This window comes from Leifsonia sp. 563 (assembly GCF_040545055.1).
Lineage (GTDB): Bacteria > Actinomycetota > Actinomycetes > Actinomycetales > Microbacteriaceae > Leifsonia.
Window position 1 is genome coordinate 1 of sequence record NZ_JBEPLE010000007.1, and the last position, 25,977, is coordinate 25,977.

22 protein-coding genes and 1 tRNA gene are annotated in these 25,977 nt (G+C 70.8%); 15 read left to right on the plus strand and 8 right to left on the minus strand.

The window, feature by feature from the left end:
• Nucleotides 1–209 precede the first annotated feature (209 nt).
• The 11 genes from ABIC47_RS16710 to ABIC47_RS16760 all read left to right on the plus strand — a co-directional run bounded on the left by ABIC47_RS16710 (nucleotide 210) and on the right by ABIC47_RS16760 (nucleotide 15,388).
• Entirely contained in the window at nucleotides 210–440 is a 231-nt protein-coding gene (locus tag ABIC47_RS16710; protein WP_018191184.1) for a DUF6704 family protein, read from the plus strand.
• A 3-nt stretch (nucleotides 441–443) separates the two neighbouring features.
• Nucleotides 444–1,214, plus strand: a complete 771-nt coding sequence (gene trpC, locus ABIC47_RS16715) for an indole-3-glycerol phosphate synthase TrpC (RefSeq protein ID WP_089876099.1) — start codon at nucleotides 444–446, stop codon at nucleotides 1,212–1,214.
• Nucleotides 1,214–2,425: a tryptophan synthase subunit beta gene (gene trpB, locus ABIC47_RS16720; RefSeq protein WP_354482156.1), complete on the plus strand. Its 1,212-nt coding sequence runs from the start codon at nucleotides 1,214–1,216 to the stop codon at nucleotides 2,423–2,425. The genes trpC and trpB overlap by 1 nt, the downstream gene beginning before the upstream one ends.
• On the plus strand, nucleotides 2,422–3,219 hold the full coding sequence (gene trpA / locus ABIC47_RS16725; RefSeq protein ID WP_354482158.1) for a tryptophan synthase subunit alpha: 798 nt from the start codon (nucleotides 2,422–2,424) through the stop codon (nucleotides 3,217–3,219). Before trpB ends, trpA begins: the two co-directional genes overlap by 4 nt.
• Nucleotides 3,220–3,306: 87 nt before the next feature.
• Nucleotides 3,307–4,308, plus strand: coding sequence for a prolipoprotein diacylglyceryl transferase (lgt, locus tag ABIC47_RS16730; RefSeq protein ID WP_354482161.1), 1,002 nt, complete (start codon nucleotides 3,307–3,309; stop codon nucleotides 4,306–4,308).
• A gap of 171 nt (nucleotides 4,309–4,479) precedes the next feature.
• The gene (gltB, locus tag ABIC47_RS16735; protein WP_354482163.1) at nucleotides 4,480–9,057 is read left to right on the plus strand and encodes a glutamate synthase large subunit; all 4,578 of its coding nucleotides are present in this window, start codon (nucleotides 4,480–4,482) and stop codon (nucleotides 9,055–9,057) included.
• Complete coding sequence (locus ABIC47_RS16740; RefSeq protein ID WP_020077509.1) at nucleotides 9,050–10,507, plus strand: glutamate synthase subunit beta; 1,458 nt, start codon at nucleotides 9,050–9,052, stop codon at nucleotides 10,505–10,507. Before gltB ends, ABIC47_RS16740 begins: the two co-directional genes overlap by 8 nt.
• An 80-nt stretch (nucleotides 10,508–10,587) precedes the next feature.
• Nucleotides 10,588–12,003: a pyruvate kinase gene (pyk, locus tag ABIC47_RS16745; protein WP_354482167.1), complete on the plus strand. Its 1,416-nt coding sequence runs from the start codon at nucleotides 10,588–10,590 to the stop codon at nucleotides 12,001–12,003.
• 484 nt (nucleotides 12,004–12,487) lie between these two features.
• Nucleotides 12,488–13,540, plus strand: coding sequence for a LolA family protein (locus ABIC47_RS16750; protein WP_354482645.1), 1,053 nt, complete (start codon nucleotides 12,488–12,490; stop codon nucleotides 13,538–13,540).
• A complete protein-coding gene (locus tag ABIC47_RS16755) occupies nucleotides 13,537–14,472 on the plus strand; it encodes an ABC transporter ATP-binding protein (RefSeq protein WP_354482170.1) in 936 nt (311 codons plus the stop codon). The genes ABIC47_RS16750 and ABIC47_RS16755 overlap by 4 nt, the downstream gene beginning before the upstream one ends.
• Nucleotides 14,459–15,388, plus strand: coding sequence for an ABC transporter permease (locus ABIC47_RS16760; RefSeq protein ID WP_354482173.1), 930 nt, complete (start codon nucleotides 14,459–14,461; stop codon nucleotides 15,386–15,388). The genes ABIC47_RS16755 and ABIC47_RS16760 overlap by 14 nt, the downstream gene beginning before the upstream one ends.
• A gap of 68 nt (nucleotides 15,389–15,456) precedes the next feature.
• Here the strand turns inward: ABIC47_RS16760 and ABIC47_RS16765 are convergent, their stop codons facing one another.
• Genes ABIC47_RS16765 through ABIC47_RS16775 form a run of 3 tightly spaced genes read right to left on the minus strand, consistent with a single transcriptional unit; the run spans nucleotide 15,457 to nucleotide 17,856 of the window.
• The gene (locus ABIC47_RS16765; RefSeq protein ID WP_089876087.1) at nucleotides 15,457–16,344 is read right to left on the minus strand and encodes an EamA family transporter; all 888 of its coding nucleotides are present in this window, start codon (nucleotides 16,342–16,344) and stop codon (nucleotides 15,457–15,459) included.
• 27 nt (nucleotides 16,345–16,371) lie between these two features.
• Entirely contained in the window at nucleotides 16,372–16,941 is a 570-nt protein-coding gene (locus ABIC47_RS16770; RefSeq protein WP_354482177.1) for a GNAT family N-acetyltransferase, read from the minus strand.
• Between the two features lie 9 nt (nucleotides 16,942–16,950).
• Nucleotides 16,951–17,856, minus strand: coding sequence for an alpha/beta fold hydrolase (locus ABIC47_RS16775; protein WP_354482180.1), 906 nt, complete (start codon nucleotides 17,854–17,856; stop codon nucleotides 16,951–16,953).
• 100 nt (nucleotides 17,857–17,956) lie between these two features.
• Here ABIC47_RS16775 and ABIC47_RS16780 point away from each other — a divergent pair, with 100 nt between their 5' ends.
• Complete coding sequence (locus ABIC47_RS16780; RefSeq protein ID WP_354482183.1) at nucleotides 17,957–20,419, plus strand: phosphoketolase family protein; 2,463 nt, start codon at nucleotides 17,957–17,959, stop codon at nucleotides 20,417–20,419.
• A gap of 104 nt (nucleotides 20,420–20,523) precedes the next feature.
• Here the strand turns inward: ABIC47_RS16780 and ABIC47_RS16785 are convergent, their stop codons facing one another.
• Nucleotides 20,524–21,312, minus strand: a complete 789-nt coding sequence (locus ABIC47_RS16785) for an SGNH/GDSL hydrolase family protein (RefSeq protein ID WP_354482185.1) — start codon at nucleotides 21,310–21,312, stop codon at nucleotides 20,524–20,526.
• Between the two features lie 67 nt (nucleotides 21,313–21,379).
• Here ABIC47_RS16785 and ABIC47_RS16790 point away from each other — a divergent pair, with 67 nt between their 5' ends.
• Nucleotides 21,380–21,847, plus strand: a complete 468-nt coding sequence (locus tag ABIC47_RS16790; protein WP_089876077.1) for a VOC family protein — start codon at nucleotides 21,380–21,382, stop codon at nucleotides 21,845–21,847.
• A gap of 99 nt (nucleotides 21,848–21,946) precedes the next feature.
• Here ABIC47_RS16790 and ABIC47_RS16795 read toward each other — a convergent pair whose 3' ends face one another.
• Nucleotides 21,947–22,882, minus strand: coding sequence for a hypothetical protein (locus tag ABIC47_RS16795; protein WP_354482188.1), 936 nt, complete (start codon nucleotides 22,880–22,882; stop codon nucleotides 21,947–21,949).
• A gap of 132 nt (nucleotides 22,883–23,014) precedes the next feature.
• Nucleotides 23,015–24,046: an LLM class flavin-dependent oxidoreductase gene (locus ABIC47_RS16800; protein ID WP_354482191.1), complete on the minus strand. Its 1,032-nt coding sequence runs from the start codon at nucleotides 24,044–24,046 to the stop codon at nucleotides 23,015–23,017.
• Nucleotides 24,047–24,143: 97 nt separating this feature from the next.
• Here ABIC47_RS16800 and ABIC47_RS16805 point away from each other — a divergent pair, with 97 nt between their 5' ends.
• Nucleotides 24,144–24,920, plus strand: a complete 777-nt coding sequence (locus tag ABIC47_RS16805; protein WP_354482648.1) for an MBL fold metallo-hydrolase — start codon at nucleotides 24,144–24,146, stop codon at nucleotides 24,918–24,920.
• 30 nt (nucleotides 24,921–24,950) lie between these two features.
• On the opposite strand, the gene ABIC47_RS16810 is transcribed toward ABIC47_RS16805, so the two are convergent.
• The gene (locus ABIC47_RS16810) at nucleotides 24,951–25,274 is read right to left on the minus strand and encodes a thioredoxin family protein (protein WP_020077522.1); all 324 of its coding nucleotides are present in this window, start codon (nucleotides 25,272–25,274) and stop codon (nucleotides 24,951–24,953) included.
• Between the two features lie 84 nt (nucleotides 25,275–25,358).
• Here ABIC47_RS16810 and ABIC47_RS16815 point away from each other — a divergent pair, with 84 nt between their 5' ends.
• Complete coding sequence (locus tag ABIC47_RS16815) at nucleotides 25,359–25,859, plus strand: FBP domain-containing protein (RefSeq protein WP_018191163.1); 501 nt, start codon at nucleotides 25,359–25,361, stop codon at nucleotides 25,857–25,859.
• A 5-nt stretch (nucleotides 25,860–25,864) separates the two neighbouring features.
• On the opposite strand, the gene ABIC47_RS16820 is transcribed toward ABIC47_RS16815, so the two are convergent.
• Nucleotides 25,865–25,947 (minus strand) — tRNA-Leu (locus ABIC47_RS16820).
• Nucleotides 25,948–25,977: the final 30 nt, after the last annotated feature.

A 25,977-nucleotide genomic window follows, 5' to 3' on the forward strand; every position in this document is an offset into this window, starting at 1 on the left:
CCCGGCCCGGCCCCCCCCCCGCCCCCCACCCCCCCCCGGCGTGGGCCCAAATTGTCCCCCCCGCCCCCCCCCAACCCGGCCAATTTTTGGGGGCCTCGACGGTGGGGCTGGCGCGTGGAGGGCGGCGGGGAAGAGAGCGCCCACTAGACTGGGTGCGTTCCAAATTCCCGTGCGCGCCGGGCGGCGCGCACCCGACGTGCAGGAGTCCCATGAGCAGCGAGTCAGTCGAGCCAGGCCACGGTCACTCGCCGGCGGCGTGGACGGCCGTGATCATCATGCTGGTCGCGTTCACCATCGGCGCCATCGCCTTCTTCTTCGACGCCCCCATCATCGTCTGGGCGGCTGCGGGTCTCGCGGTGATCGGCCTCATCGTCGGCTGGGTCATGAAGCGCGCCGGGTACGGCGTCGGCGGCGACAAGTACACCCCGAAGGGGCACTGATCCGTGCTCGCCGACCTCGTCGCCGGCGCGCTCGAGGACGCTGAGCGGAGACGCGACGAGCGTCCGCTCGCCGAGGTGGAGGCCGCAGCGCTCGCCCGGCCCGCCGCACTCGATGCGCTGACCGCGCTCGCCCCGGCGGAGCGCGTGAAGATCATCGCCGAGGTGAAGCGCGCCAGCCCGTCCCGCGGGTCGCTCGCCGCCATCCCGGATCCCGCCGCCCTGGCGGTCTCGTACGAGACCGGCGGCGCCAGCGCGATCAGCGTCCTCACCGAGGAGCGCCGCTTCCACGGCTCGCTCGCCGACCTGGAGGCGGTCCGCGAGGCCGTCTCGATCCCGGTACTGCGCAAGGAGTTCGTCGCCGATCCGTACCAGGTGTTCGAGGCCCGCGCCGCGGGCGCCGACCTGGTGCTGCTGATCGTCGCCGCGCTCGACCAGAAGCGGCTCGTCGAGCTGCACGAGCTGATCACCGAGCTGGGCATGACCTCGCTGGTGGAGGCGCACTCGGCCGACGAGCTGAGCCGCGCCCTCGACACAGGCGCGGGCCTCGTGGGCGTCAACGCCCGCGACCTGACGACGTTCGAGCTGGATCGGGACCTGTTCGGCCGCCTGGCCGGCAGCATCCCCTCCGGCGTCATCCGCGTGGCGGAGTCGGCTGTGAAGACGGCCGACGATGTCGCGCATTATCGAGCTGCGGGCGCCGATGTGGTGCTCGTCGGCGAGGCGCTCGTCACGAGCGACCCCGTCGCGACGCTCGAAGAGTTCTTGGGAGTCTGATGTCCCTCCGCACTGAGCAGGGTCCGTATTTCGGCGACTTCGGCGGGCGGTTCGTCCCCGAGTCGCTGGTCGCAGCGCTCGACGAGCTGTCGGCGGCGTGGGAGGAGGCGAAGGCCGACCCCGCGTTCCATGCCGAGCTGGATGAGCTCCACCGCAGCTACACCGGCCGCCCGTCGATCATCACCGAGGTGCCCCGGTTCGCCGAGCACGCAGGCGGCGCCCGCATCATCCTCAAGCGCGAGGACCTCAACCACACCGGCTCGCACAAGATCAACAACGTGCTGGGCCAGGCCATCCTGACGAAGCGCATCGGCAAGACCCGCGTGATCGCCGAGACCGGCGCGGGCCAGCACGGCGTCGCCACCGCGACCGCCGCCGCCCTCTTCGGGCTCGAATGCACGATCTACATGGGCGAGGTCGACACGGAGCGCCAGGCGCTGAACGTCGCCCGGATGCGTCTGCTCGGCGCCGAGGTCGTCGCCGTCAAGACGGGCTCGCGCACGCTCAAGGACGCCATCAACGACGCCATGCGCGACTGGGTGACCAACGTCGAGCACACCAACTACATCTTCGGAACGGTCGCGGGCCCGCACCCGTTCCCGGCGATGGTGCGCGACCTCCAGAAGATCATCGGCGAGGAGGCGCGCGAGCAGATGCAGGAGCTCACCGGCCGCCTGCCGAACGCCGTCGTCGCGTGCGTCGGCGGAGGCTCGAACGCGATGGGCATCTTCCATGCCTTCCTGGACGACGAGGATGTGCGCCTGGTCGGCTTCGAGGCGGGAGGCGAGGGTGCGGACACCCCGCGTCACGCCGCGACGATCACCAAGGGCCGCCCCGGCGTGCTGCACGGCGCGCGCTCCATGCTGCTGCAGGACGAGGACGGCCAGACCATCGAATCCCACTCGATCTCCGCCGGCCTCGACTACCCGGGTGTCGGCCCGGAGCACGCCTGGCTCGCGAAGATCGGCCGCGCCGAGTACCGGCCGGTGTCGGACGCGGACGCCATGGACGCCCTGCGCCTGCTCAGCCGCACCGAGGGCATCATCCCCGCCATCGAGTCGTCCCACGCACTGGCCGGCGCCATCGCGCTCGGGCGCGAGCTCGGGCCGGAGGGCATCATCCTGGTGAACCTCAGCGGCCGCGGCGACAAGGACATGGAGACCGCCGGGCGGTACTTCGACCTGATCGACGCGGACGCGGTGCAGTCGTGAGCGGCGTGGTCACGAGCCGCGTCGCCGACGCGATCGCCCGCCGCAACACCGAGGCATCGGGCGCGCTGATCGGCTACCTCCCGGCCGGCTTCCCCGACCTCGCGACCAGTGTGGATGCGGCCGTCGCGCTCGCGCAGAACGGCGTCGACGTCATCGAGCTCGGCCTTCCGTACTCCGACCCCGTGATGGACGGCACGGTCATCCAGGCGGCGACGCAGCAGGCGCTCAGCGCCGGCTTCCGCCTGCGTGACGGCTTCACGGCCGTCCGTGAGATCACCGCGCAGGTCGACATCCCCGTGCTCGTCATGACCTACTGGAACCCTGTGCTGCAGTACGGCGTCGACCGCTTCGCGGACGACCTCGCCGCGGCCGGGGGAGCAGGCCTCATCACGCCCGATCTGATCCCGGACGAGGGCGCCGACTGGCTCGCCGCATCCGACCGCGTCGGTCTCGACCGCGTGTTCCTCGCCGCGCCCAGCTCGACCGACGCGCGCCTGAAGCAGGCGGTGGAGGCGAGCCGCGGGTTCGTCTACGCCGTCTCGACCATGGGCATCACGGGCGCGCGCACCGATGTGGATGCGGCGGCGCGCACGCTCGTCGGCCGTCTCCGCGAGGCGGGAGCGACGAGCACGTGCGTCGGACTCGGCATCTCATCGGCCGCGCAGGTGGCCGAGGTGCTCGAGTACGCGGACGGCGCGATCGTCGGCTCGGCGCTCGTGAAGGCGCTGGGCGACGGCGGCGTGGCGGAGGCCGGTCGCGTCGCGGCCGAGCTCGCCCGCGGCACAGCGGCCTAGCCGGGCGTTCTAGACTATGGTGGCCGCGCGCCTCTCCGCGCCGCGGCATGATCGACACGAAAGGTGAGTCATCGGGTGTTTGCGACGATGAGCGGCTGGATGGCCAGCATCCCGAGTCCTGGGCCCGAGTGGGCGCAGATCCCGCTGCCTTTCTGGCCGTACCGCATCCAGATGTACGCGCTGATCATCCTGGTCGGCATCGTCGTCGCCGCCATGTGGACCTCGCGCCGCCTCACCAAGCAGGGCGCTGAGCCGGGTGTCGTTCTCGACATCCTGCTGTGCGCCGTGCCCCTCGGGATCGTCGGCGCCCGGTTCTACCACGTCGCGACCCACCCGAAGGACTTCTTCTACCCGGGCGCCAACCTCTTCAACCCGTTCGAGCCCGGCAGCATCTGGGCGATCTGGGAGGGCGGCGGCGCCATCTTCGGCGCGCTGATCGGTGGCGCCATCGGTGTGCTCATCGGCTGCCGCTGGACCGGTCTGCGGTTCTGGACGTTCGCGGACGCCCTCGCACCGGCGCTCCTGCTCGCGCAGGCCATCGGCCGCCTCGGCAACTACTTCAACCAGGAGCTCTTCGGTCTTCCGACCGACCTGCCCTGGGGTCTGCAGATCGACGCGGGCAACAAGGCGATCCCGGTCGGCCTCCCGGACGGCACGCTGTTCCAGCCCCTCTTCCTGTACGAGATGATCTGGAACATCATCGGCGTCTTCGTGATCGTCTGGCTGCAGCGCCGCTTCCGCCTCCAGTGGGGCAAGGTGTTCGCCGTCTACCTGATCTGGTACGGCGCCGGCCGCTCCTACCTGGAGTCGATCCGCATCGACCCGAGCGAGTTCACGTTCCTCGGCATCCCGAGCAATGTCTGGGCCGCGTTCGGCGCGGTCGTTCTGGGCCTCATCATCTTCTTCGTCCAGTCGAGCAGGCACCCGGGTCTCGAGCCCAGCCCGTACCGACCGGGTCGTGAATGGGTGAACCCGGATGCTGAGGTAGACTCGGACGACACGGACCTGGAGGACGAGGACGCCGCCGACGCAGACGGTGTGCCTGCCGGGTCCGCTTCGGCCAAGGCCACAAGCCCCACGAACGGATAAACCCGACGGCTCGAAGTACGAAACCGTCGAGGCGATCCCACGCACCTGACCGCTCCACGAGTCCGAGCCGCACACGGCCCGGAGGATGCGGCGGAACTCATAAGCACCGGGCCGATGGCGTCCCTGCACCCAACATCCCCACATCCACGACACTGTGAGGACGGTCGACAGATGGCGCTCACGCCTCCCCATTCCCGCTTCGGGACCGTGCCTGGCCCGCAGGGCCTGTACGACCCTGCCCACGAGAAGGACGCCTGCGGTCTCGCCATGGTCGCGACCCTCCGGGGCACGGCCGGGCACGACATCATCGACGCCGCGCTGGAGGCGCTGCGTCACCTCGAGCACCGCGGCGCGGTCGGCTCCGACGCCGGTACCGGTGACGGCGCCGGCATCATCACCCAGGTGCCGGACGCCTTCCTGCGCGCCGTCGCGGGCTTCGACCTGCCCGCCGCCGGCCGGTACGCGGTGGGCAACGCGTTCCTGCCGAGCGCGCAGGACGAGCGTGCCGAGGTCAAGGCGGCTCTCGAGTCCATCGCGGCCGAGCACGAGCTGACCGTCCTCGGCTGGCGGTCCGTCCCGGTTCGTCCGGACGAGCTCGGCACGCTCGCCCGCCAGGCCATGCCGGTGATCGAACAGCTCTACGTCGCGTCCACCCGCGTCGACGAGAACGGCGAGGCCGTCTCCGGCATCGCGCTCGACCGTCAGACCTTCTTCCTGCGGAAGCGGGCCGAGCGGGAGCTCGACCTGTACTTCTCGTCGCTGTCGAGCCGCACGCTCGTCTACAAGGGCATGGTCACCACGCTCCAGCTGGAGCCGTTCTACCCGGACCTCTCCGACGAGCGCTTCGCATCGAAGCTCGCCCTCGTGCACTCGCGCTACTCGACGAACACGTTCCCGTCGTGGCCGCTCGCGCAGCCGTTCCGGATGATCGCCCACAACGGCGAGATCAACACCGTGCAGGGCAACCGCAACTGGATGCGCGCCCGCCAGTCGCAGCTGGAGAACGAGCTGCTCGGCGACCTGAAGCCGGTGTTCCCGATCGTCACACCCGGCGCCTCCGACTCGGCCTCCTTCGACGAGGTCGTGGAGCTGCTGTCGCTGAGCGGCCGGTCGCTCCCGCACGCCGTCATGATGATGGTGCCGGAGGCCTGGGAGAACCAGACCGAGATCGACCCGGTCCGCCGCGCGTTCTACGAGTACCACTCGATGCTCATGGAGCCGTGGGACGGCCCGGCCGCGATCGTGTTCACCGACGGCTCCGTCGTCGGCGCGACGCTCGACCGCAACGGCCTGCGCCCCGGCCGGTACGTCGTCACCAACGACGGACTCGTCGTGCTCGCCTCCGAGATCGGCGTGCTCGACTTCGAGCCCAGCCGCGTCGTCCGGAAGGGCCGGCTGCGTCCCGGCCGGATGTTCCTGGTCGACACGGTCAGCGGCCGCCTCATCGAGGATGAGGAGATCAAGTCCGAGCTCGCCGCCGGCGCTCCCTACGAGGGGTGGCTGGACGAGGGCCGGATCAACCTGAAGGACCTCCCGGAGCGCGAGCACATCGTCCACACCCCGGCGTCGATCACGCGCCGCCAGCGGACGTTCGGCTACACAGAGGAGGAGGTCCGCATCCTCCTCCGCCCGATGGCGACCACCGGCGCGGAGCCGCTCGGCGCCATGGGGTCGGACACGCCCGTCGCCGTGCTCTCGGAGCGCCCGCGCCTGCTGTTCGACTACTTCACGCAGCAGTTCGCGCAGGTCACCAACCCGCCGCTCGACTCGATCCGCGAGGAGGTCGTCACCTCCCTGAAGCTCGGTCTCGGCCCGGAGCGCAACCTGCTGTCGGCCGGCCCCGAGCACGCCAAGCAGGTCGTGCTCGACTTCCCGGTGATCGACAACGACGAGCTGGCGAAGATCCAGCACATCGACCCGCGGCCGGGCAGCACGCTGACCACGACCGTGCGCGGCCTGTACCGCTCGGACGCCGGCCCCGACGCCCTGGAGCGCCGTCTCGCCGAGATGTGCGACGAGGTCGACGAGGCCATCGCGGCCGGAGCGCAGTTCATCGTGCTCAGCGACCGCGACTCGACGAAGGACCTCGCGCCCATCCCGTCGCTGCTGATGCTCGCCGCCGTGCACCACCACCTCATCCGCTCGGAGACCCGCATGAAGGTGGGCCTGATCGTGGAGGCGGGGGATGTGCGCGAGGTGCACCACGTCGCCCTGCTCATCGGGTACGGCGCCTCGGCGATCAACCCGTACCTGGCGATGGAGACCTGCGAGGAGCTCGTCCGCAGCGGGATGATCACCGGCGTCAGCCCCGAGAAGGCGGTCAAGAACGTCATCAAGGCGCTCGGCAAGGGCGTGCTGAAGATCATGTCGAAGATGGGCATCTCGACGGTGTCCTCCTACGCGGGCGCTCAGGCGTTCGAGGCCGTCGGGCTCAGCCAGGAGTTCGTCGACCAGTACTTCACCGGAACGACGAGCAAGCTGGGCGGCGTCGGGATCGACGTCATCGCGGCCGAGAACCTCGCCCGCCACGAGAGCGCGTACCCCGCCGAGGGCGCCGCGCTCGCGCACGAGCGCCTCGCGACCGGCGGCGAGTACCAGTGGCGCCGCGACGGATCTCCGCACCTCTTCAACCCGGAGACGGTCTTCCGCCTGCAGCACTCCACGCGCACGCGGCGGTACGACGTGTTCCGCGAGTACACGAAGCTCGTCGACGACCAGTCCGAGTCGCTGATGACCCTGCGCGGGATGTTCTCGCTCAAGGAGGGCGAGCGTCCGCCGGTGCCGCTGGAGGAGGTCGAGCCCGTCTCGTCCATCGTCAAGCGGTTCTCCACGGGTGCGATGAGCTACGGCTCCATCTCCAAGGAGGCGCACGAGACGCTCGCGATCGCCATGAACCGGCTCGGCGCCAAGTCGAACACCGGTGAGGGCGGGGAAGACCTCGACCGTCTGCTCGACCCGGAGCGTCGCAGCGCCATCAAGCAGGTCGCCTCCGGCCGCTTCGGTGTGACGTCGATGTACCTGACGCACGCCGACGACATCCAGATCAAACTGGCGCAGGGTGCGAAGCCCGGCGAGGGCGGGCAGCTGCCGCCGACCAAGGTGTACCCGTGGGTGGCTCGCACCCGTCACGCGACCGCCGGTGTCGGCCTCATCTCGCCGCCGCCGCACCACGACATCTACTCGATCGAAGACCTCAAGCAGCTGATCTTCGACCTGAAGCGCGCCAACCCGGGCGCCCGCGTCCACGTCAAGCTCGTCTCCGAGTCGGGCATCGGCGCGGTCGCGGCCGGCACCGCCAAGGCGCTGGCCGACGTCATCCTGGTCTCGGGCCATGATGGCGGCACCGGCGCATCCCCGGTCAACTCGCTGAAGCACGCGGGGACGCCGTGGGAGCTGGGGCTCGCCGAGACGCAACAGACCCTGATGCTGAACGGGATGCGCGAGCGCGTCGTCGTTCAGGTCGACGGCCAGCTGAAGACTGGCCGCGACGTCATCGTCGGCGCGCTGCTCGGAGCCGAGGAGTTCGGCTTCGCGACCGCGCCGCTGGTCGTCTCCGGCTGCGTCATGATGCGCGTCTGCCACCTGGACACCTGCCCGGTCGGCGTCGCGACGCAGAACCCGGAGCTGCGCGCGCGGTTCTCGGGCAAGCCCGAGTTCGTCGTCAACTTCTTCGAGTTCATCGCGGAAGAGGTGCGCGAGTACCTCGCGGCCCTCGGCTTCCGCACCCTTGAGGAGGCGATCGGTCACGCAGAGCTGCTCGACGTCGACCGCGCCATCGACCACTGGAAGGCGTCCGGTCTCGACCTCGCGCCCATCCTGCACGGTCCGGCCTTCGGCCCGGAGGCTCCTCGGCGCAACGGCCGGGCGCAGGACCACGAGCTGGAGCACCACTTCGACGTGCAGCTGATCGACGCGGCGCGCGACGTGCTGGAGAACGGGGGCCGCATCGAGCTGAGCCTTCCGATCCGCAACACGGAGCGGGCCGTCGGCACGATGCTCGGCCACGAGGTGACCGTCCGCCACGGCGAGAACGGCCTCCCCGCCGGCTCCATCGACATCACGCTCACCGGTTCGGCCGGCCAGTCGCTCGGCGCGTTCCTCCCCGCGGGCATCACCCTGCGGCTGGAGGGCGACTCCAACGACTACGTCGGCAAGGGACTCTCCGGCGGCCAGATCGTCGTGAAGCCCCCGCGCGACAGCGTGTTCGCCGCCGAGCGGAACGTGATCGCCGGCAACGTGATCGGCTACGGCGCGACGCAGGGCAGCATGTTCATCCGCGGGATCGTGGGCGAGCGCTTCCTGGTGCGCAACTCCGGTGCGACCGCGGTCGTCGAAGGCGTGGGCGACCACGCGCTCGAGTACATGACCGGCGGACTCGCCGTGATCCTCGGCGGCACCGGGCGCAACCTCGGCGCCGGCATGTCCGGTGGCACCGCGTACGTGTACGACCTGAAGCCGGAGCGGGTCAACCGCGACTCGCTCGCGACCGGCGAGCTCGAGCTCCTGCCTCTCGGGAGCGCGGACATCGAGATCGTGCGCGACCTGCTCGAACAGCACGCCGCCGAGACGGGCTCCGAGCTCGCCGCCCGGATGCTGGAGGACTTCGACGAGACCGTCGCGAAGTTCGTCAAGGTGCTGCCGCGGGACTACGCCGCGGTGATGCAGATGCGCCAAGAGGCCGTTGACGAGGGTCTCGACCCCGACGGCGACATCGTGTGGAACAGAATTCTGGAGGTGACCGGTGGCTGACCCAAAGGGCTTTTTGAAGGTGACCGAGCGGGAGCTGCCCAAGCGCCGCCCCGTCTCGGTTCGGCTCATGGACTGGAAAGAGGTCTACGAAGCCCAGGACCCGGCGCAGCTGCGCCGCCAGGCCGGCCGCTGCATGGACTGCGGCGTGCCGTTCTGCCACTCGGGCTGCCCGCTCGGCAACCTCATCCCCGAGTGGAACGACCTCATGTGGCGCGGCGAGGGCCGCCAGGCGATCGAGCGCCTCCACGCGACGAACAACTTCCCGGAGTTCACCGGGCGGCTGTGCCCGGCGCCGTGCGAGTCGTCCTGCGTGCTCGGCATCAACCAGCCGGCCGTCACGATCAAGCAGGTCGAGGTCTCGATCATCGACCAGGCGTGGCAGCACGGCTGGGTGCAGCCGCAGCCGCCGGAGCGCCTCACCGGCAAGACGGTCGCCGTCGTCGGCTCCGGCCCTGCCGGCCTCGCCGCCGCCCAGCAGCTGACGCGCGCCGGCCACACGGTCGCCGTGTACGAGCGGGACGACCGCATCGGCGGCCTGCTGCGCTACGGCATCCCGGACTTCAAGATGGAGAAGAAGCACCTGGAGGCGCGTCTCAACCAGATGATGGCCGAGGGCACGCGTTTCCGCGCCGGTGTCGACATCGGCACGGACATCAGCTGGGACGACCTGCGCGCCCGGTACGACGCGGTCGTCGTCGCGACCGGCGCCATGGTGCCGCGAGACCTGCCCATCCCGGGCCGTGAGCTCTCCGGTGTGCACTTCGCCATGGAGTACCTGGTGCAGCAGAACAAGGCGGGCGCGGGAGACCAGATCGCCGACCAGATCACAGCGGACGGCAAGCATGTCATCGTCCTCGGCGGCGGCGACACCGGTGCGGACTGCATCGGCACCGCCCACCGTCAGGGCGCCGCGAGCGTCACCAACCTCGCCATCGGCAAGCAGCCGCCGTCGGAGCGTCCGGACCACCAGCCGTGGCCGACCACGCCGACGCTGTTCGAGGTCCAGTCCGCCCACGAGGAGGGCGGGAAGCGCGAGTACCTCGCGTCGACCGTCGAGTTCCTCTCCAACGAGTTCGGCGAGGTGCGCGCCCTGCGCGTGGCCGAGACCGAGTTCCTCGACGGACGCCGGGTGCCGAAGGCTGGAACCGAGCGCGAGATCCCGGCGGACCTGGTGCTGCTGGCCCTCGGATTCACCGGCCCGGAGCAGCAGGACCTGTCCTCGCAGCTGGGTCTGCCGTTCGACGGCCGCGGCAACGTCGCGCGTGATTCCGACTACCAGACGGAGCAGGAGGGCGTGTTCGTCGCCGGCGACGCCGGCCGCGGTCAGTCCCTGATCGTGTGGGCTATCGCAGAGGGCCGGGCAGCGGCGGCCGCTGTTGACCGGTATCTTGAAGGGGAGACGCAGTTGCCGTCTCCGATCCGTCCCACCGACCGCGGCATCCTCGTCTGAGCGAGGCGATGCCCGCACGACCGGGCGCCACCAAGAAATCACGCGCCGTCGGCGCAGAATCACGGAGCGAACAGAAAAGCATGAGAAGGGCCAAAATCGTCGCGACCCTCGGGCCGGCGACCTCCAGCTACGACAACATCCGCGCGATCATCGACGCGGGTGTGGACGTGGCCCGCATGAACCTGAGCCACGGCAGCTACGAGGTGCACGAGGGGGTCTACGCCAACGTGCGCAAGGCCGCCGACGACGCCGGGAAGCCGGTCGCCGTCCTCGTCGACCTCCAGGGCCCCAAGATCCGCCTCGGCAAGTTCGAGGCGGGCCCCTACGAGCTCGCCGAGGGCGACATCTTCAAGATCACCACCGAGGACATCATCGGCACCAAGGAGATCTCCTCGACGACGTTCAAGGGCCTGCCCAACGACGTCAAGCCGGGTGACTACCTGCTCATCGACGACGGCAAGGTGCGCGTGCGCGTCGTCGCGGTCGACGGCCCGGTCGTCACGACCGAGGTGATCGTCGCCGGTCCCGTCTCCAACAACAAGGGCATCAACCTGCCGGGCGTCGCCGTGAACGTCCCGGCGCTGTCCGACAAGGACGAGGCCGACCTGCGCTGGGGCCTCAAGCTCGGCGCCGACCTGATCGCCCTCTCGTTCGTCCGGAACGCCAGGGACATCGAGCGCGTGCACGAGATCATGGCGGAGGAGGGCCGTAAGGTCCCCGTCGTCGCGAAGATCGAGAAGCCGCAGGCCGTGGACGCGCTGGAGGAGATCATCGAGGCGTTCGACGCCATCATGGTCGCCCGTGGCGACCTGGGCGTCGAGCTGCCGCTCGAGGCCGTGCCGATCGTGCAGAAGCGCGCCGTCGAGCTGGCCCGCCGTGCGGCGAAGCCGGTCATCGTCGCGACGCAGATGCTGGAGTCGATGATCTCGAGCCCGGTGCCGACCCGCGCAGAGACCTCGGACGTCGCCAACGCCGTCCTCGACGGCGCGGACGCGGTCATGCTCTCGGGCGAGACCAGCGTCGGCGAATACCCGACGGTCACCGTGCAGACCATGTCGCGCATCGTCACCTCCACCGAGGAGCACGGTCTGGACCGCATCCAGCCGCTCGGCACCCGGCCCCGCACCCAGTCGGGCGCGATCACGCTCGCCGCGGTCGAGGTCGCCGACTTCGTCGAGGCGAAGTTCCTCTGCGTCTTCACCGAGTCGGGCGAGTCCGCCCGCCGCATGGCGCGTCTGCGCAACAAGATCCCGATCCTGGCGTTCACGCCGGAGGAGTCGGTTCGCCGCCGCATGTCGCTGTTCTGGGGAGTCGAGTCGTTCGTCGTCGGCCGCGTCACCCACACCGACCAGATGGTCGCGCAGGTGGATGAGGCCCTCAAGTCGACCGGCCGCGCCGTCGACGGCGACAAGGTGATCATCATCTCCGGTTCCCCTCCCGGGATCCCCGGAACCACCAACGACATCCGCGTGCACCGGGTCGGCGACGTCCTGTAGCACCGGTCGGAAGGGCCCCGCTTCGGCGGGGCCCTTCTGCGTCCCCGGGCTGTGTCGCTCGATGCGCGCACTCCCGCCGGGTGGCGGCGCGGGTTCGGAGGACTTCCGAGCCGTCGCGCCCGCATCCACCTCCCTTTCACGCATTCTGCGGCGCGTCGAGTCGGCTTCTCCTCCCTTTCCACCGCCGTGCGAGGGGATGGGACGCGTCCATTCGGCGTCTCGGAGGCGGCCGGAAAGGGAGGCGATCCGGCGCGGCACGCCGAGGATAGAACGGGAACGGAGGGGATCGGAGGGCCGGCCCTGACCGCGTCCTCCGTTTCCGTCGACAGGCGGTTCTGAGCGGGACGACCGGGCCGGGTATCCGGACGTCGTCCTCAGGGATGACGCGGGGTACGACCGGGGGATGAAGTCCGGCTTTGCCAGCCAATCCGGAGGGTCGGGGGCGCTCCGGCGCGCGTATCCTCGGGCTATGGAACACCGTTGGATGCGCTGGGCGCCCGCCGTCGTCGCCCCCGTGGCGATCGCCGCCGCCGTCATCGTCTCGCCCCTCGCCGCCGGAGCGTCGGACCTCCCCGTGAAGTCGCCCTCCGACGTGCTGCGGCTGGTCGCAGCGAGCGACACGCGGTCGTTCTCCGGCACGGTCGAGCAGAGCTCCGAGCTCGGACTTCCCGAGCTCCCCGCGACCACGTCGAAGGGCATGGACGACGGCGATGCCGCGAGCCTGCTCGAACTGGCTCTCGCCGACCACACAGCGAAGGTGTGGGTCGACGGCCCGACGCACGTGCGCGTCCAGGTGCTCGACAAGCTGGCCGAGCGGGATGCGATCCGCAACGGCGACGACCTCTGGCTGTACGAGTCCAACGGCAAGAAGGTCGCTCACGCGACCCTCCCGGACTCCGACGCGAAGTCAACGCCGACGCCGGACGCCACGGCCCTGACGCCGTCGCAGCTGGCGCAGCGTTTCCTCGCGGCGGTCGACCCGTCCACGAAGGTGACCCTCGGCGACGAGACGAAGGTGGCCGGACGCGATGCATACGACCTCGTGCTGACCCCGCGCACCGACGCCACCCTCATCGGCACCGTCTCCATCGCGGTCGACGGCAAGACCGGCATCCCGCTGAAGGTCGCCGTCACCGCCCGTGGCGCGAGCGCGCCCGCCTTCGAGGCCGGCTTCACCGCGTTCAGCGACCAGAAGCCGGATGCCGGTGTCTTCTCGTTCACGCCGCCTCAGGGTGCGAGCGTGTCCGAGCAGAAGCTGCCGACCGGTGACCAGTTCAAGGATGCCGCGGGCTCGCACCCGAAGCCCGCCGTCTCGGGCGAGGGTTGGGCGACCGTCGTCTCCCTGCCCGCCGGCTCCGCGCCGGCCGGGGTGGCCGACGACCCGCTGTTCCAGCAGCTGACCCAGCCGGTCGACGGAGGCCGGGCGCTGAGCTCCTCGCTGGTGTCGGTGCTCATCACCGCGGACGGCCGTGTCCTGGCCGGATCCGTCCCGGTCTCGGCTCTGCAGACCGCGGCGGCGCAGGCGACCGCGCAGTGACCGACGCGGCGATCGCGACCAGCGGGCTCACGAAGCGCTTCCGGTCGCGGGCGGTCGTCGACGGCCTCGACCTGAACGTTCCGCGCGGTTCGGTGTTCGGCTTCCTCGGTCCGAACGGGTCGGGCAAGACCACGACCATCCGGATGCTGCTCGGCCTCGTCTCCCCGTCCGCCGGCTCGATCCGAGTGCTGGGGGAGGCGATGCCCGACCGCGGCGCACGCGTGCTCCCGCGGGTCGGTGCGCTGGTCGAGGGGCCGGCGTTCGCGCCATACCTCTCGGGCACAGCGAACCTGATGAGGCGCGACACCGCCGATCGCTACGCTCCGGGCGCCACCCGCCGCGCGCGGGTGGAGGCTGCGCTCGAACGCGTCGGCCTGTCGCACGCGGCCGGCAAGCATGTCCGCGCCTACTCGCTCGGGATGAAGCAGCGCCTCGGGATCGCGGGCGCACTCCTGACCGACCGCGACCTCCTGGTGCTCGACGAGCCGACGAACGGGCTGGACCCGCAGGGCACCCGCGAGGTGCGCGCGCTGGTGCGGTCGCTCGCCGACGAGGGGACGACCGTGTTCGTCTCCAGTCACCTGCTGGCCGAGATCGAGCAGGTCTGCACGCACGCGGCGATCATGCGCACCGGTCGGCTGGTCGCGCAGGGGTCGCTCGACGAGCTCCGGAGCGCGTCCGGTCCGCGAGTGGCGGTCGAGACGCCGGATGCGGCACAGGCAGTCGGTGTGCTGAGCCGGCTCGGTCTGGACCCCGTGGTGACGGGCAACGGAGTCGAGGCGTCCCTGGGCGACGCTGCTCCGGCGGCCGAAGAGCTGTCGGCGGCGCTGGTCGGCGACGGAGTGCGGCTGCGTGGATTCGCCGTGCGCTCCTCCAGCCTGGAGGAGCGTTTCGTGGAGCTCACGGGGGAGGGATTCGATGTCGAGCAGTGAGCTGCCGAGTGCGGCGCCCCGCACCGACCAGGTCGGCACCGAGCAGGCGATCCAGCCGTCCGTCACGCGCCCGGCGGGCGGCGTCGCGGAACGTCGTGAGCGTCCGAGCGGGGGATGGGCGCTGCTGGGATCGGAGATCTCGGTCATGTTCCGGCGCTGGCGCACCTGGGCGATGCTGGGTGCTCTCGCGGCCATCCCGCTGTTGATCGCCATCGCGGTGCGGGTCACCGGCGGCAGTTCGCGCGGTCCGGCCTTCCTGAGTGAGATCACCTCAAATGGGCTGTTCGTCGCGTTCACCGCCCTCGTGGTGTGCGTCCCGCTGTTCCTTCCGTTGACGATCGGCGTCGTCGCCGGTGACACGATCGCGGGCGAGGCGAGCCACGGTACCCTCCGCTACCTCGTCATCGCGCCGGCCGGGCGGCTCCGGCTGCTCGCGGTCAAGTACGCCGGGAGCGCCGTGTTCTGCATCGCGGCCGCCCTGGTCGTCGGGCTGGCCGGAGCACTGATCGGCATGCTGCTCTTCCCGATCGGCCCGGTCACTCTGCTGTCCGGGATCCAAGTGAGCATGGGGGAGGCGTACTTCCGCCTGCTGCTCATCGCCCTCTACATCGTGGTGTCGCTGCTCGGGCTCTGCGCGATCGGGCTGTTCCTGTCGACGCTCACCGACGTCCCGGTCGGCGCCATGGCCGCGACCGCCGTCCTGGCGGTCGTCTCGCAGGTGCTCGACCAGCTGCCGCAGCTCGAGGGACTCCACCCCTGGTTGTTCAGCCACTATTGGCTGGGGTTCGGCGACTTCCTCCGCGATCCGATCTCGTGGGACTCGTTCGGCGACAACGCGCTGCTGCAGCTCGGCTACATCGTCGTCTTCGGGGCGCTGGCGGTCGGCCGCTTCACCACGAAGGACATCCTCAGCTGATCCGTGGGGCGCAACACGCCGTTATGCGGCGCGCATAACGGCGTGTCGCGCCCCACAGCGGGCGCGGGTCAGGGCACGGACTCGGCAGTCTGCTCCAGCTCGGAGCGGGGATGGTCGCGCTGCGTCGCTATGGTGATCCCGGCCGCGAGGCACACCACCACGATGCCGACCAGCTGGATGAGCGTGAAGTGCTCGCCCAGCACGATGACCCCGAACACGGTGGCGACCACCGGCCCGAAACTTGTGATGACGGCGTACAGCCGCGGTGTGATCCGGCGCAGGATGAAGGTGTCCAGGCTGTACGGGACGGCCGACGACAGCACGCCGAGCGCCAGCAGGAGGAGCAGCACCCGCGCATCCACCCGGCTGTAGTCGATGACGACGAGCGCGATGGGCACGGTCAATACTGTGGAGACGATGCTCGCCACGCTGAGGCCTTCCAGGCCCGGCAGCCGCATCGCGACCTGACGGGTGAGCAGGATGTAGGCCGCCCAGGCGGCCGCTGCGGTCAGGGCGAGAGCGACCCCGAGAGGGTCGACCGTCCCCTCGGTCGCCGTGAGGAGCAGGACGCCCGCGGCTGCGGCCACCGCGCATCCCGCATCCAGCAGGCGACGGGATCCGGCCAGCGCGAGGGCGAACGGGCCCAGGAACTCGATGGTGGCGGCGATGCCGAGCCCGAGTCGCCCAACAGCCTCGTAGAAGCTGAGGTTCATGGCGGCGAGCACCACACCCAGCGCGAGGGCCGGCCAGAGCCGCCGCCAGGTCAGTTCCGCGCGGCGCGGCCGGTAGAACGGCAGCACGGCCGCTGCCGTCACGACCTGCCGTGCTGCGACGACGACGACGGATCCGACGATCGGGATGAGGAGGCCGGCCAGCGCCGAGCCGTAGTTGATGCTCACTTCCGTCGCCACTTGGGTACCCGCGCCGACGAGGCGGTCGCGACGGGTGGAGCTCACCCGGTCGAGCTTACCGGCCGGCGGAGCTCAGACCGCCCGGCGCATGATGGCGCGCGTCGCGCTCGGACGGCGCACCACCTCGAACCCGCCGTCGAGGAACAGCGAGACGGTGCCGTGATAGCGCTCCGCTGCCGACAGCGACGGACGCACTTCCGTGTCGACCGGGTACCCCTCGACCGACTCGGCGCCCTGGGCTCGGGCATGCTCCACCGCGCCGTCCAGCAGCATCCGGGCGACGCCCTGACGGCGGAACTCCGAGCGGACCACGAAGCAGGTGACCGCCCATGGGTCGGCCGGATCGCCCTCCCGCCGCTTGGTGATGGGGGAGCGCGCGAGCGTCGGATACGCGGAATACGGCTCAACGGCCGCCCAGCCGGCGGGCTCGCCGTCGATCCAGCCGATCACCCCGGGGGAGCCCTCCCGCACCTGGTCGTGCAGCAGCTCCCGCCGCTCGTCGACCGAGAGCCGGTCGTTCTGCGACCGCGGCACCTTGAACCACTGGCACCAGCATCCCGATGGGTCTCCCGGTGTACTGAACACGGTCTCCAGATCGCCCCACACGGCGTCGTCGACGGGACGGACCACGGTGTCGCTCATGCTTCGACGCTAGCGCGCACGGGTGACACGGGCCAGGGGCGGTTCGTCGCCGCCTGCCTCACCGGCCACGCCCAGGCCGAGCGTCGCGAGGAGCGAGGGATGCTCCACATGCGCGAAATGCCCGGTGGCGGGGAGGATGCGCGTGCGCAGCCCCGGGACGATGGCCGCGAGCCCGGCGTCGTCCGCCGCCGTGACGAAGACGTCCCGGTCGCCGTGCAGGGAGAGCACCGGGCACCGGATGCGCGCCCAGCGCTCGGCCGCCGGGTACCGCCGCGCGCACGCGACCGCGCGCACGAACGCGGCAGGCCGTAGATCCCGCGCGAGCTCGCGGGCGGAGCCGGGGACGGGCGACGAGAACAACGGGGCGATGAGCAGCGGCAGCAACCGCATCCGCTCCAGCCCCCGCACCAGTCGGAGCCCGGCCGGTCCGAGCGCGGCCAGCACGCGCATCCCGCCGAGCAGCAGCATCAGGGGTGCGTGCCGGTACAGCAGGGATGCGGTGCCGCGCCGATCCGCCTGCCCGCCGAACGTCGTGGCCGACACCAGCACCACCGACTCCGTAGCGATCGGCTCACGCACCGCGAGCTCGAGCGCGACGAACCCGCCGAGCGAGTGCCCGACCACGCGCCAGCGCTCGTACCCGAGCGTCCGGGCGACGGTCGCGACGCTCGACGCGAGCACAGCGGCGTCGAGCGACGCCACCTCGGCGGGGGAGTCGCCCCAGCCCGGAAGATCGGGGACGATCAGATCCGGGACGGCCGAGCCGCGTGCAGCCGCGGCCGCGGCGACCATCGGCTTCCACGTCGTCCACGATCCCGCCGCCCCGTGCAGCAGGATGGTCGCCACCGCGGATTCACGCGCCGTTCTGTGCACCGTCACCGGCCCGGCATCCGTCTCCACCATCGTCTGTTCCACTCCTGTTCTTCGGAGCGGACCGGCCGTAGGATGCGCGAGGAGCCCACCCTGCGCCGGGCCCCTCCGCGCGCGGGACACGTCACCGAGCAGGGAGCACCCGTTGACCGAGACCACCACTGCGTCCCACCGGCCCACCGACCAGCGCGTCCACCACCTCAGCGAGGAGACGCTCGACCGCATCGACGCCTGGTGGCGCGCGGCGAACTACCTCTCGGTCGGGCAGATCTACCTGCTCGACAACCCGCTGCTGCGGCGCCCGCTCTCGCGCGACGACATCAAGCCGCGGCTGCTCGGCCACTGGGGTACGACGCCCGGTCTCAACTTCATCTACGCGCACCTCAACCGGGTGATCCGGGAGCGCGACCTGAACACGCTCTTCGTCGCCGGCCCCGGCCATGGCGGACCGGGCGTCGTGGCCGGCGCCTACCTCGACGGCACCTACAGCGAGCTGTACAGCGCCATCGACCAGAGCGAGGACGGCCTGCGGCGACTGTTCCGCCAGTTCTCGTTCCCGGGCGGCATCCCGAGCCATGCAGCGCCGCAGACGCCCGGCTCCATCCACGAGGGCGGCGAGCTCGGCTACGCGCTGTCGCACGCGTATGGCGCAGCCTTCGACAATCCCGACCTGCTGGTCGCGGCGGTCGTCGGCGACGGCGAGGCCGAGACCGGCCCGCTCGCCACCGCGTGGCACTCGAACAAGTTCCTCAACCCGAAGCAGGACGGCGTCGTGCTGCCGATCCTGCACCTCAACGGCTACAAGATCGCCAACCCGACGGTGCTCGCCCGCATCCCCGAGTCCGAGCTGCTCGACCTCATGCGCGGCTACGGCTACACGCCGTACATCGTCTCGGGCGGGTTCGACGGCGAAGACCCGCGCGAGGTGCACAAGCGGATGGCGGCGACGCTGGACGAGATACTCGACCGCATCGCTCAGATCAAGGCGGACGCGGATGCCGACGAGCTGGACGGGCGCCCCGCCTGGCCGATGCTGATCCTCCGCACCCCGAAGGGATGGACCTGCCCCGCCGAGATCGACGGGCACCCTGCCGAGAACAACTGGCGCTCGCATCAGGTCCCGCTCGCCAACGCGCGCGACACCGAGGCGCACACGCGCCTGCTGGAGAACTGGATGGCCTCCTACCGTCCGCAGGAGCTGTTCGACGAGCAGGGACGCCCGGTCGAGCTGATCACCGGCCTCGCGCCGGAGGGCGAGCGGCGGATGAGTGCAAACCCGGTCGCGAACGGCGGCCTGCTGCGCCGCGACCTGCGGCTGCCCGACTTCCGCGACTACGCGGTCGACGTGCCGCAGCCCGGCGAGACCGTGGCCGAGGCGACGCGCGTGCTCGGCGAGTGGCTGCGGGATGTGATGATCGCCAACCCGCACGACTTCCGGCTGTTCGGCCCGGACGAGATCGCCTCCAACCGGCTCCAGGCGGTCTTCGACACGACCAGCAAGCAGTGGAACGCCGGGTACCTGCCGATCGACGACGACAACCACCTCGCGCCGACCGGCAGGGCGATGGAGGTGCTGAGCGAGCACCAGTGCCAGGGCTGGCTGGAGGGCTACCTCCTGACCGGCCGCCATGGCGTCTTCACGTCGTACGAGGCGTTCATCCACATTGTCGACTCGATGTTCAACCAGCACGCCAAGTGGCTGAAGTCGGCGGGCGAGGTGTCGTGGCGGCGGCCGGTGGCCTCCCTCAACTACCTGCTCAGCTCGCACGTCTGGCGGCAGGATCACAACGGCGCCTCCCACCAGGACCCGGGATTCATCGACCACGTCGTCAACAAGAAGGCCGACGTCGTGCGCGTGTACCTGCCGTTCGACGCGAACACGCTGCTGTCGACGTACGACCACTGCCTGCGCTCGGTCGATTACGTCAACGTCGTGGTCGCGGGCAAGCAGCCCGCGCCGAACTGGCTGACGATGGAGGAGGCCATCGCGCACTGCACGCGCGGCATCGGCATCTTCCCGTGGGCCGGCACCGAGGTGGAGGGCGAAGAGCCGGATGTGGTGCTCGGCTGCGCGGGCGACATCCCGACACTGGAGACGCTCGCGGCGGCCGACATCCTGCGCCGCCGCCTGCCGGACCTCAAGGTGCGCGTGGTCAACGTCGTCGACCTGATGCGGCTGCAGAGCGAAGGGGAGCACCCGCACGGCCTCAACGACCGCGAGTACGATGCGCTGTTCACGGCCGACAAGCCGGTGATCTTCGCGTACCACGGCTATCCGTGGCTCATCCACCGCCTCACCTACCGTCGCAACGGCCACGACAACCTCCACGTGCGCGGCTACAAGGAGGAGGGCACCACGACGACGCCGTTCGACATGGTGATGCTCAACGACCTCGACCGCTACCACCTGGTGATCGACGTGATCGACCGCGTCCCCGGTCTGGCGACGCGCGAGGCGGAGCTGCGGCAGGAGATGCAGGACGCCCGCCTGCGCGCCCGGCAGTACACGCGCGAGCACGGGGAGGACATCCCGGAGGTCGCCGAGTGGACGTGGGCCGGCGGCGAGCGCACCACCCGTTTCGACACGACCGGCGGCGACAACGACTGACCCCTGTCTCCCGTGCACTCTGGTTGACGCAACACGCCGTCCGCGCCGAGCGCGGGACGGCATGTTGCGTCAACTCAGCGGCGGCGGGGCGGCGTTGAGGCGGGTCAGAGCGGGTGGGCGGACTCCGGGTCGACGGGGGTGAGGGTTGGGATCTTCGCGGCGCGGCCGTCGCCGGAGGACCGCCCGGTGAGGCGGCGACCGATCCACGGCAGCACGAAACGGCGATAGTACTCCGCCGTGCGGCGCGTGCTCTCGCCGGCAGGCGCGGCGGCGACCTCCTCCACACCCCATTCGCTCGGGACCGGGATGCCGAGGGCGGTCAGCACGTTGCTCGCGACCCGCGCATGGCCGAGTGGACCCAGGTGCAGGCGGTCCTCCGACCAGTAGCGGATGTCCTCCAGCCCTTGGTCCGCCCAGTTGTCGACGAACGTGATCCCCTCGCGCGGCAGCATCGCCCGCACGGCGGCGGCCAACTCCTCGCCGCGGCGCCGGATGAGACCGCCGAGGGGCAGGTGCGCGCTGGGGTTCGCGCCGCTCAGAAGGAGCATGTGGCTGCCGGATGCGACCACCCGGTCCGCCGCATCCATCAGCGTCCGCGCGACGCCGTCGATGGACACGCGCGGTCGCATGATGTCGTTTCCGCCGCCGTTGAGGCTGACGAGGTCGGGATGCTGGGCGATCGCCGGCTCGACCTGCTCTGCCACGATCGGCCCGAGCTTGCGGCCGCGCACCGCGAGGTTCGCATACCGGAAGGGACCGTCGGCCGCTGCCGCCATCCCGAGCGCGACGAAGTCGGCCCAGCCGCGCACCCGGCCGTCCGGGAGTTCGTCGCCGACCCCCTCCGTGAAGCTGTCCCCGATGGCGATGTAGCTGGCGAATGCAGTGCTGGACACGGGTGCAACGCTACTCCGCACGGCTACCATGGGCCGCATCGGCAGCGACGCCCGGAGGGGGACACCCATGCAGAAGGTCAGTTCGTTCCTGTGGTTCGAGAGCGGGGTGGAGGAGGCGGCCCGGCTGTACACGTCGCTCATCCCGGATTCGGAGATCGTGGAGGTCCAGCGTTTCGGCGAGGGGATGCCGGACGGCCTCGTCGTCCTGCGCTTCACGCTCGCCGGCGTCGAGTACCAGGCGATGAACACCGGCCCCGCCGGTGGCTTCACCGAGGCGTTCTCGCTGTCGGTGCTGTGCGACGACCAGGCCGAGGTGGACCGGCTCTGGGAGGCGCTGACGGCGGACGGCGGCGAGGAGAGCATGTGCGGCTGGCTGAAGGACCCCTGGGGCGTCAGCTGGCAGATCGTTCCCCGACGCCTGATCGAGCTGCAGTCCGACCCGGATCGGGCGCGTGCGGCCCGGGTGAATCAGGCCATGCTCGGGATGCGCAAGCTCGACATCGCCGCGCTCGAGGCCGCCGCCGACGGCCGCTGATCACCCGACCGCATTCCGCGAGGTGCACGTTGTTGCGCCCGCGCACGGCGTGTCGGCCGCAACAACGTGCACCTCGCGGAAGACGAGGAGGGCCGGAGGTCAGCCGATGAGGGTCTGCCAGGACAGCAGGTGCTCGACGGTGACGCCGCCGTAGCCGCGCAGGCCGCCGAGGGCCGTGCGGACCTTCGCCGTCTCCGACTCGAGCAGCGCGGCGCTGTCATCGCCGAAGGTCGCAGCCGGGCCGCCGGCGACCTCGGGCGTGTCCGTCTCCACGCCGATGGTGAACGGGATGCGCTTGTTGGCGGCCGCCGTCGCCGCGGGCTTGGCGAGCGCCACGATCCCGTCGGTGCCCGCCGCGTGGTCGCTGAACGCCACGATCGCGACCGACTTCAGGTGGGGGAGCAGCGCGTCGAACGCGGTTCCGCCTCCCGGCTGCGGCTTGGCCGCAAGCCACCACGGCAGGTCGGCGCCGATCGGCACCGTCCCGGCGGCCACGCGGGCCGCGTCGTACATCGCCTGGAGCTGCGCGACGACGGCGGGGAGCTGGTCGTCTGAGGACACCACCCACGGCTCGACGTCGAACTGCACCGCGTCGAACGGGGCGGCGCGCAGGGCGGCGGACGTCCAGGTGGCCGCGAGCGACGGGTCGTCCGCCCACGCCGGATCGCCGCCGAGCGCCGCGACCTTGGTCACGCCCGCAGCGTGCAGAGCGTTGACCGCATCCGTGAGCCAGACCCCGAACGCTCCCTCGTCGGCCGCCCACGGCACGGACAGGAAGACGGTGCGCAGGTGGTGGGCCGCCGCGAAGTCGGCGAGCGCCTGCGGCTCGAACTGCGGCAGCCCTTCGCCGCGCGCATCCGTCGCCGGGTCGATGGGGTTGCCCCACGCCCACATGCTGGTGATCGCCGAGGTCGGCGTCGTGGCGTCCACGCGCTGGGTCACCGCGGTCGCCGGGGCCGCTGCGACGAGGGAACCGCCGATGACGAGCGCGAGCGCGGCCGACGTGATCGCTGAGCGGAGAGTCGGAGCTCGCATGGCACACCCTTTGATCGCGGAACGGTACGGTCACCGCAGATTCGGGTGTGCGGTACGACCATCATCGCAGTATCCCGGAATACGTCTATGCCGCATTCGGGGTACATCGTCCGCGCCGTGCGCCTCGCTTCGTCAGTCGCGCCAGCCCAGCGCCGGCGCGATCTGGGTGACGATCGTCTCCAGCAGGTGGGCGTTGTACTCGACGCCCAGCTGGTTCGGCACGGTCACCAGCAGCGTGTCCGCGTCGGCGACCGCGGCGTCCTCGCGCAGCTCCTCCACGATCCGCTCCGGGTCGCCCACGTAGCTCTTGCCGAAGCGCGCCAGCCCGCCGTCGAGGTGGCCGACCTGGTCGTGCCGGTCGGCGAGGGCGGAGGCGCCGAAGTAGCGACGGTCGAGGTCGGTGGTGATCGGCAGGATGCTGCGGCTGACCGACACGCGCGGCTCGCGCTCCCAGCCCGCGGCCTTCCACGCGTCGCGGTACTGCTGCAGCTGCTCCGCCTGGAGGTCGGAGAACGGCACGCCGGTGTCCTCCGTCAGCAGCGTCGAGCTCATCAGGTTCATGCCCTGCTCGGCGGCCCACACGGCCGTCGCGCGGGTGCCGGCGCCCCACCAGATGCGGTCCGGGAGGCCGGGCGACTGCGGCTCGATCGCCAGTGCGCCGCGCTGCCCGCCCGTCATCGCCGGGTTCGCCTCGGCGACGCCCGCGCCGGCGATCGCCGCGCGGAACAGCTCGGTGTGGCGGCGTGCCATGTCCGCATCCGACTCGCCCTCCGCAGGCACGTACCCGAACGACTCGGAGCCGCGCAGCGCCGTCTCGGGTGAGCCCCGGCTGACACCGAGCTGCAGCCGGCCGCCGGAGATCAGGTCGGCCGCCGCTGCATCCTCGGCCATGTAGAGGGGGTTCTCGTAGCGCATGTCGATCACCGCGGTGCCGATGTCGATGCGCGACGTGCGCGCGCCGATGGCGGCGAGCAGCGGGAACGGCGACGCCAGCTGCGGCGCGAAGTGGTGCACGCGGAAGAAGGCGCCGTCGGCCCCCAGCTCCTCCGCGGCGACGGCGAGGTCGATCGCCTGGTGGAGGGCGTCCGCGGCGGTGCGCGACACGGAGCCGGGGATGGGCTGGTAGTGCCCGAAGCTGAGGAACCCGATGCGTTTCACATCCACTCCAATCGGTCCTGGTCGCAGCCTATTCCGTCGGGCTAGAGTCCCGGATGTGGCGGAGTGGCTGTGTGCGACCTGTGCCGTGGAGACGGCGCCTGTGATGACGGCGTCGGGGGAGGAGCCCCCGGAGCGCTGCCCGATCTGCGAGGACGAGCGGCAGTACGTGCCGCCGACCGGGCAGGAGTGGACGACGCTGCAGCGGTTGCAGCGCGAGGGCGAGCGCCTCGTTGTCGTCGAACTGGAGCCCGACCTGTACGGGCTGCGCAGCGAGCCGAAAGTCGGGATCGGCCAGCAGGGCATCCTGCTGCGCACCCCCGACGGCAACCTGCTCTGGGATCCGCCGGGCTACGTCGACGAGGCGGCCGCGGCCGCCGTGCAGGACCTCGGCGGGGTCGCCGTCATCGCGACCAGTCACCCACACATGTTCGGCGCGCAGGTGACCTGGTCGAGGATGCTCGGCGACCCGCCGGTGCTGGTCAACGCGGCCGACCGCCACTGGGTGCAGCGGGAGGACCCGGCCATCCAGTCGTGGACCGGCGAGGAGGAGGTGCTCCCCGGCGTCCTGTTGCGGACGATCGGCGGCCACTTCCCGGGGAGCGCGGTCGTGCACTGGGACCGCGGGGTCGTGCTCAGCGGCGACACGGTGTTCCCCGGGCCGTCGCAGCGGTGGGTGACCTTCCAGCGCAGCTTCCCCAACGACATCCCCTTGTCGGCCGCCGTCGTCCGGCGGATCGCCGACACGGTCTGCGACCGGCCGTTCGAGCGGATGTACGGCAACCTCGGCAACGTCATCCCGCGGGATGCGCGCGAAGCGGTGCTGCGATCGGCCGACCGCTACATCGGGTGGGTGAGCGGGGCGTTCGACCATCTCACCTGACGCTCCCGCACGCGGCGGGTCGGCGTCCGGTCACAGGAACGGGGCGAGCTCCATCTCCATCGCGGGCTTCGGCTTCGCCCCGATGATCGTCTTCACCACCTCGCCGTCGCGGAACACCTTCATCACCGGCAGGGCGAGCGCCTTGTAAGCGACGGTGCTCTCCATGTTCTCGTCCGCGTTGATCTTGACGATGCGGATGCGGTCGGCGTGCTCCTCCTGCAGCTGCTGCAGGATCGGGCTCAGCGCCCGGCACGGACCGCACCATTCCGCCCAGAACTCGACGACGGTGGTGCCCGGGGCGGCGAGCACGGCCTCCTGGAAAGTGGCGTCGGTGACGCTCTCGATCGTGGTCATGCGAGCACGCTAAGCCCTGACCACAGGGGCAGGGTCAAGCGGTGCTTCCCCGATCCTGTGCGAGCATGGGAGGAGGAGGTGCGCATGGAGATCCTGAGCCCGCAGCAGATCCGCGAGTCGTTCGTCAACTGCTCCCGCAGCGAAGCAGAAGAGCTTCCGCTTCCCCCGGGGTTGCACGAGGTGGATTGGGCCAGACGCGAGTATCTCGGCTGGCGCGACCCGAGGCTCCCGCAGCGCGGCTACGTCGTCATCCCGACGGCGGACGGCCCGGTGGGAATCGTCCTCCGCGCTTCTGAGGCCTCCATGCGGTCACATGTGCCGTCGATGTGCGGCTGGTGCCAGGATGTGCACCTCACCAACGACGTCTGGTTCTGGTCGGCGCGCCGTGCCGGTCAGCCGGGCCGCAACGGCGACACCGTCGGGACGCACGTGTGCGGTGCCTTCGAGTGCAGCGCCAACGTGCGTCGTACTCCACCGCCGTCGTACGTGGGCTTCGACGCGGATCAGGTGGTCGAGGACCGCATCGCCGGCCTCGCCGAGCGCGCCCGGCGCTTCGCCGCGACCGTGGTCGGCGCCCGCATCTGAAGTCGTGCCGCTGGTGGGACTCGAACCCACACGCCCTTTCGGACAAAGCATTTTGAGTGCTCCGCGTCTGCCATTCCGCCACAGCGGCGCACAACAACCCCTGAAGAATACCGTAGGC

What these genes read in the sequence shown, in the direction of transcription:
- ABIC47_RS16710 (WP_018191184.1), top strand. Translation starts at nt 210, where the DNA reads ATGAGCAGCGAGTCAGTCGAGCCAGGCCACGGTCACTCGCCGGCGGCG.
- trpB (WP_354482156.1), top strand. Translation starts at nt 1,214, where the DNA reads ATGTCCCTCCGCACTGAGCAGGGTCCGTATTTCGGCGACTTCGGCGGG.
- lgt (WP_354482161.1), top strand. Translation starts at nt 3,307, where the DNA reads ATGAGCGGCTGGATGGCCAGCATCCCGAGTCCTGGGCCCGAGTGGGCG.
- gltB (WP_354482163.1), top strand. Translation starts at nt 4,480, where the DNA reads ATGGCGCTCACGCCTCCCCATTCCCGCTTCGGGACCGTGCCTGGCCCG.
- pyk (WP_354482167.1), top strand. Translation starts at nt 10,588, where the DNA reads ATGAGAAGGGCCAAAATCGTCGCGACCCTCGGGCCGGCGACCTCCAGC.
- ABIC47_RS16750 (WP_354482645.1), top strand. Translation starts at nt 12,488, where the DNA reads ATGCGCTGGGCGCCCGCCGTCGTCGCCCCCGTGGCGATCGCCGCCGCC.
- ABIC47_RS16760 (WP_354482173.1), top strand. Translation starts at nt 14,459, where the DNA reads ATGTCGAGCAGTGAGCTGCCGAGTGCGGCGCCCCGCACCGACCAGGTC.
- ABIC47_RS16770 (WP_354482177.1), bottom strand. Translation starts at nt 16,941, where the DNA reads ATGAGCGACACCGTGGTCCGTCCCGTCGACGACGCCGTGTGGGGCGAT.
- ABIC47_RS16790 (WP_089876077.1), top strand. Translation starts at nt 21,380, where the DNA reads ATGCAGAAGGTCAGTTCGTTCCTGTGGTTCGAGAGCGGGGTGGAGGAG.
- ABIC47_RS16795 (WP_354482188.1), bottom strand. Translation starts at nt 22,882, where the DNA reads ATGCGAGCTCCGACTCTCCGCTCAGCGATCACGTCGGCCGCGCTCGCG.
- ABIC47_RS16805 (WP_354482648.1), top strand. Translation starts at nt 24,144, where the DNA reads ATGACGGCGTCGGGGGAGGAGCCCCCGGAGCGCTGCCCGATCTGCGAG.
- ABIC47_RS16810 (WP_020077522.1), bottom strand. Translation starts at nt 25,274, where the DNA reads ATGACCACGATCGAGAGCGTCACCGACGCCACTTTCCAGGAGGCCGTG.
- ABIC47_RS16815 (WP_018191163.1), top strand. Translation starts at nt 25,359, where the DNA reads ATGGAGATCCTGAGCCCGCAGCAGATCCGCGAGTCGTTCGTCAACTGC.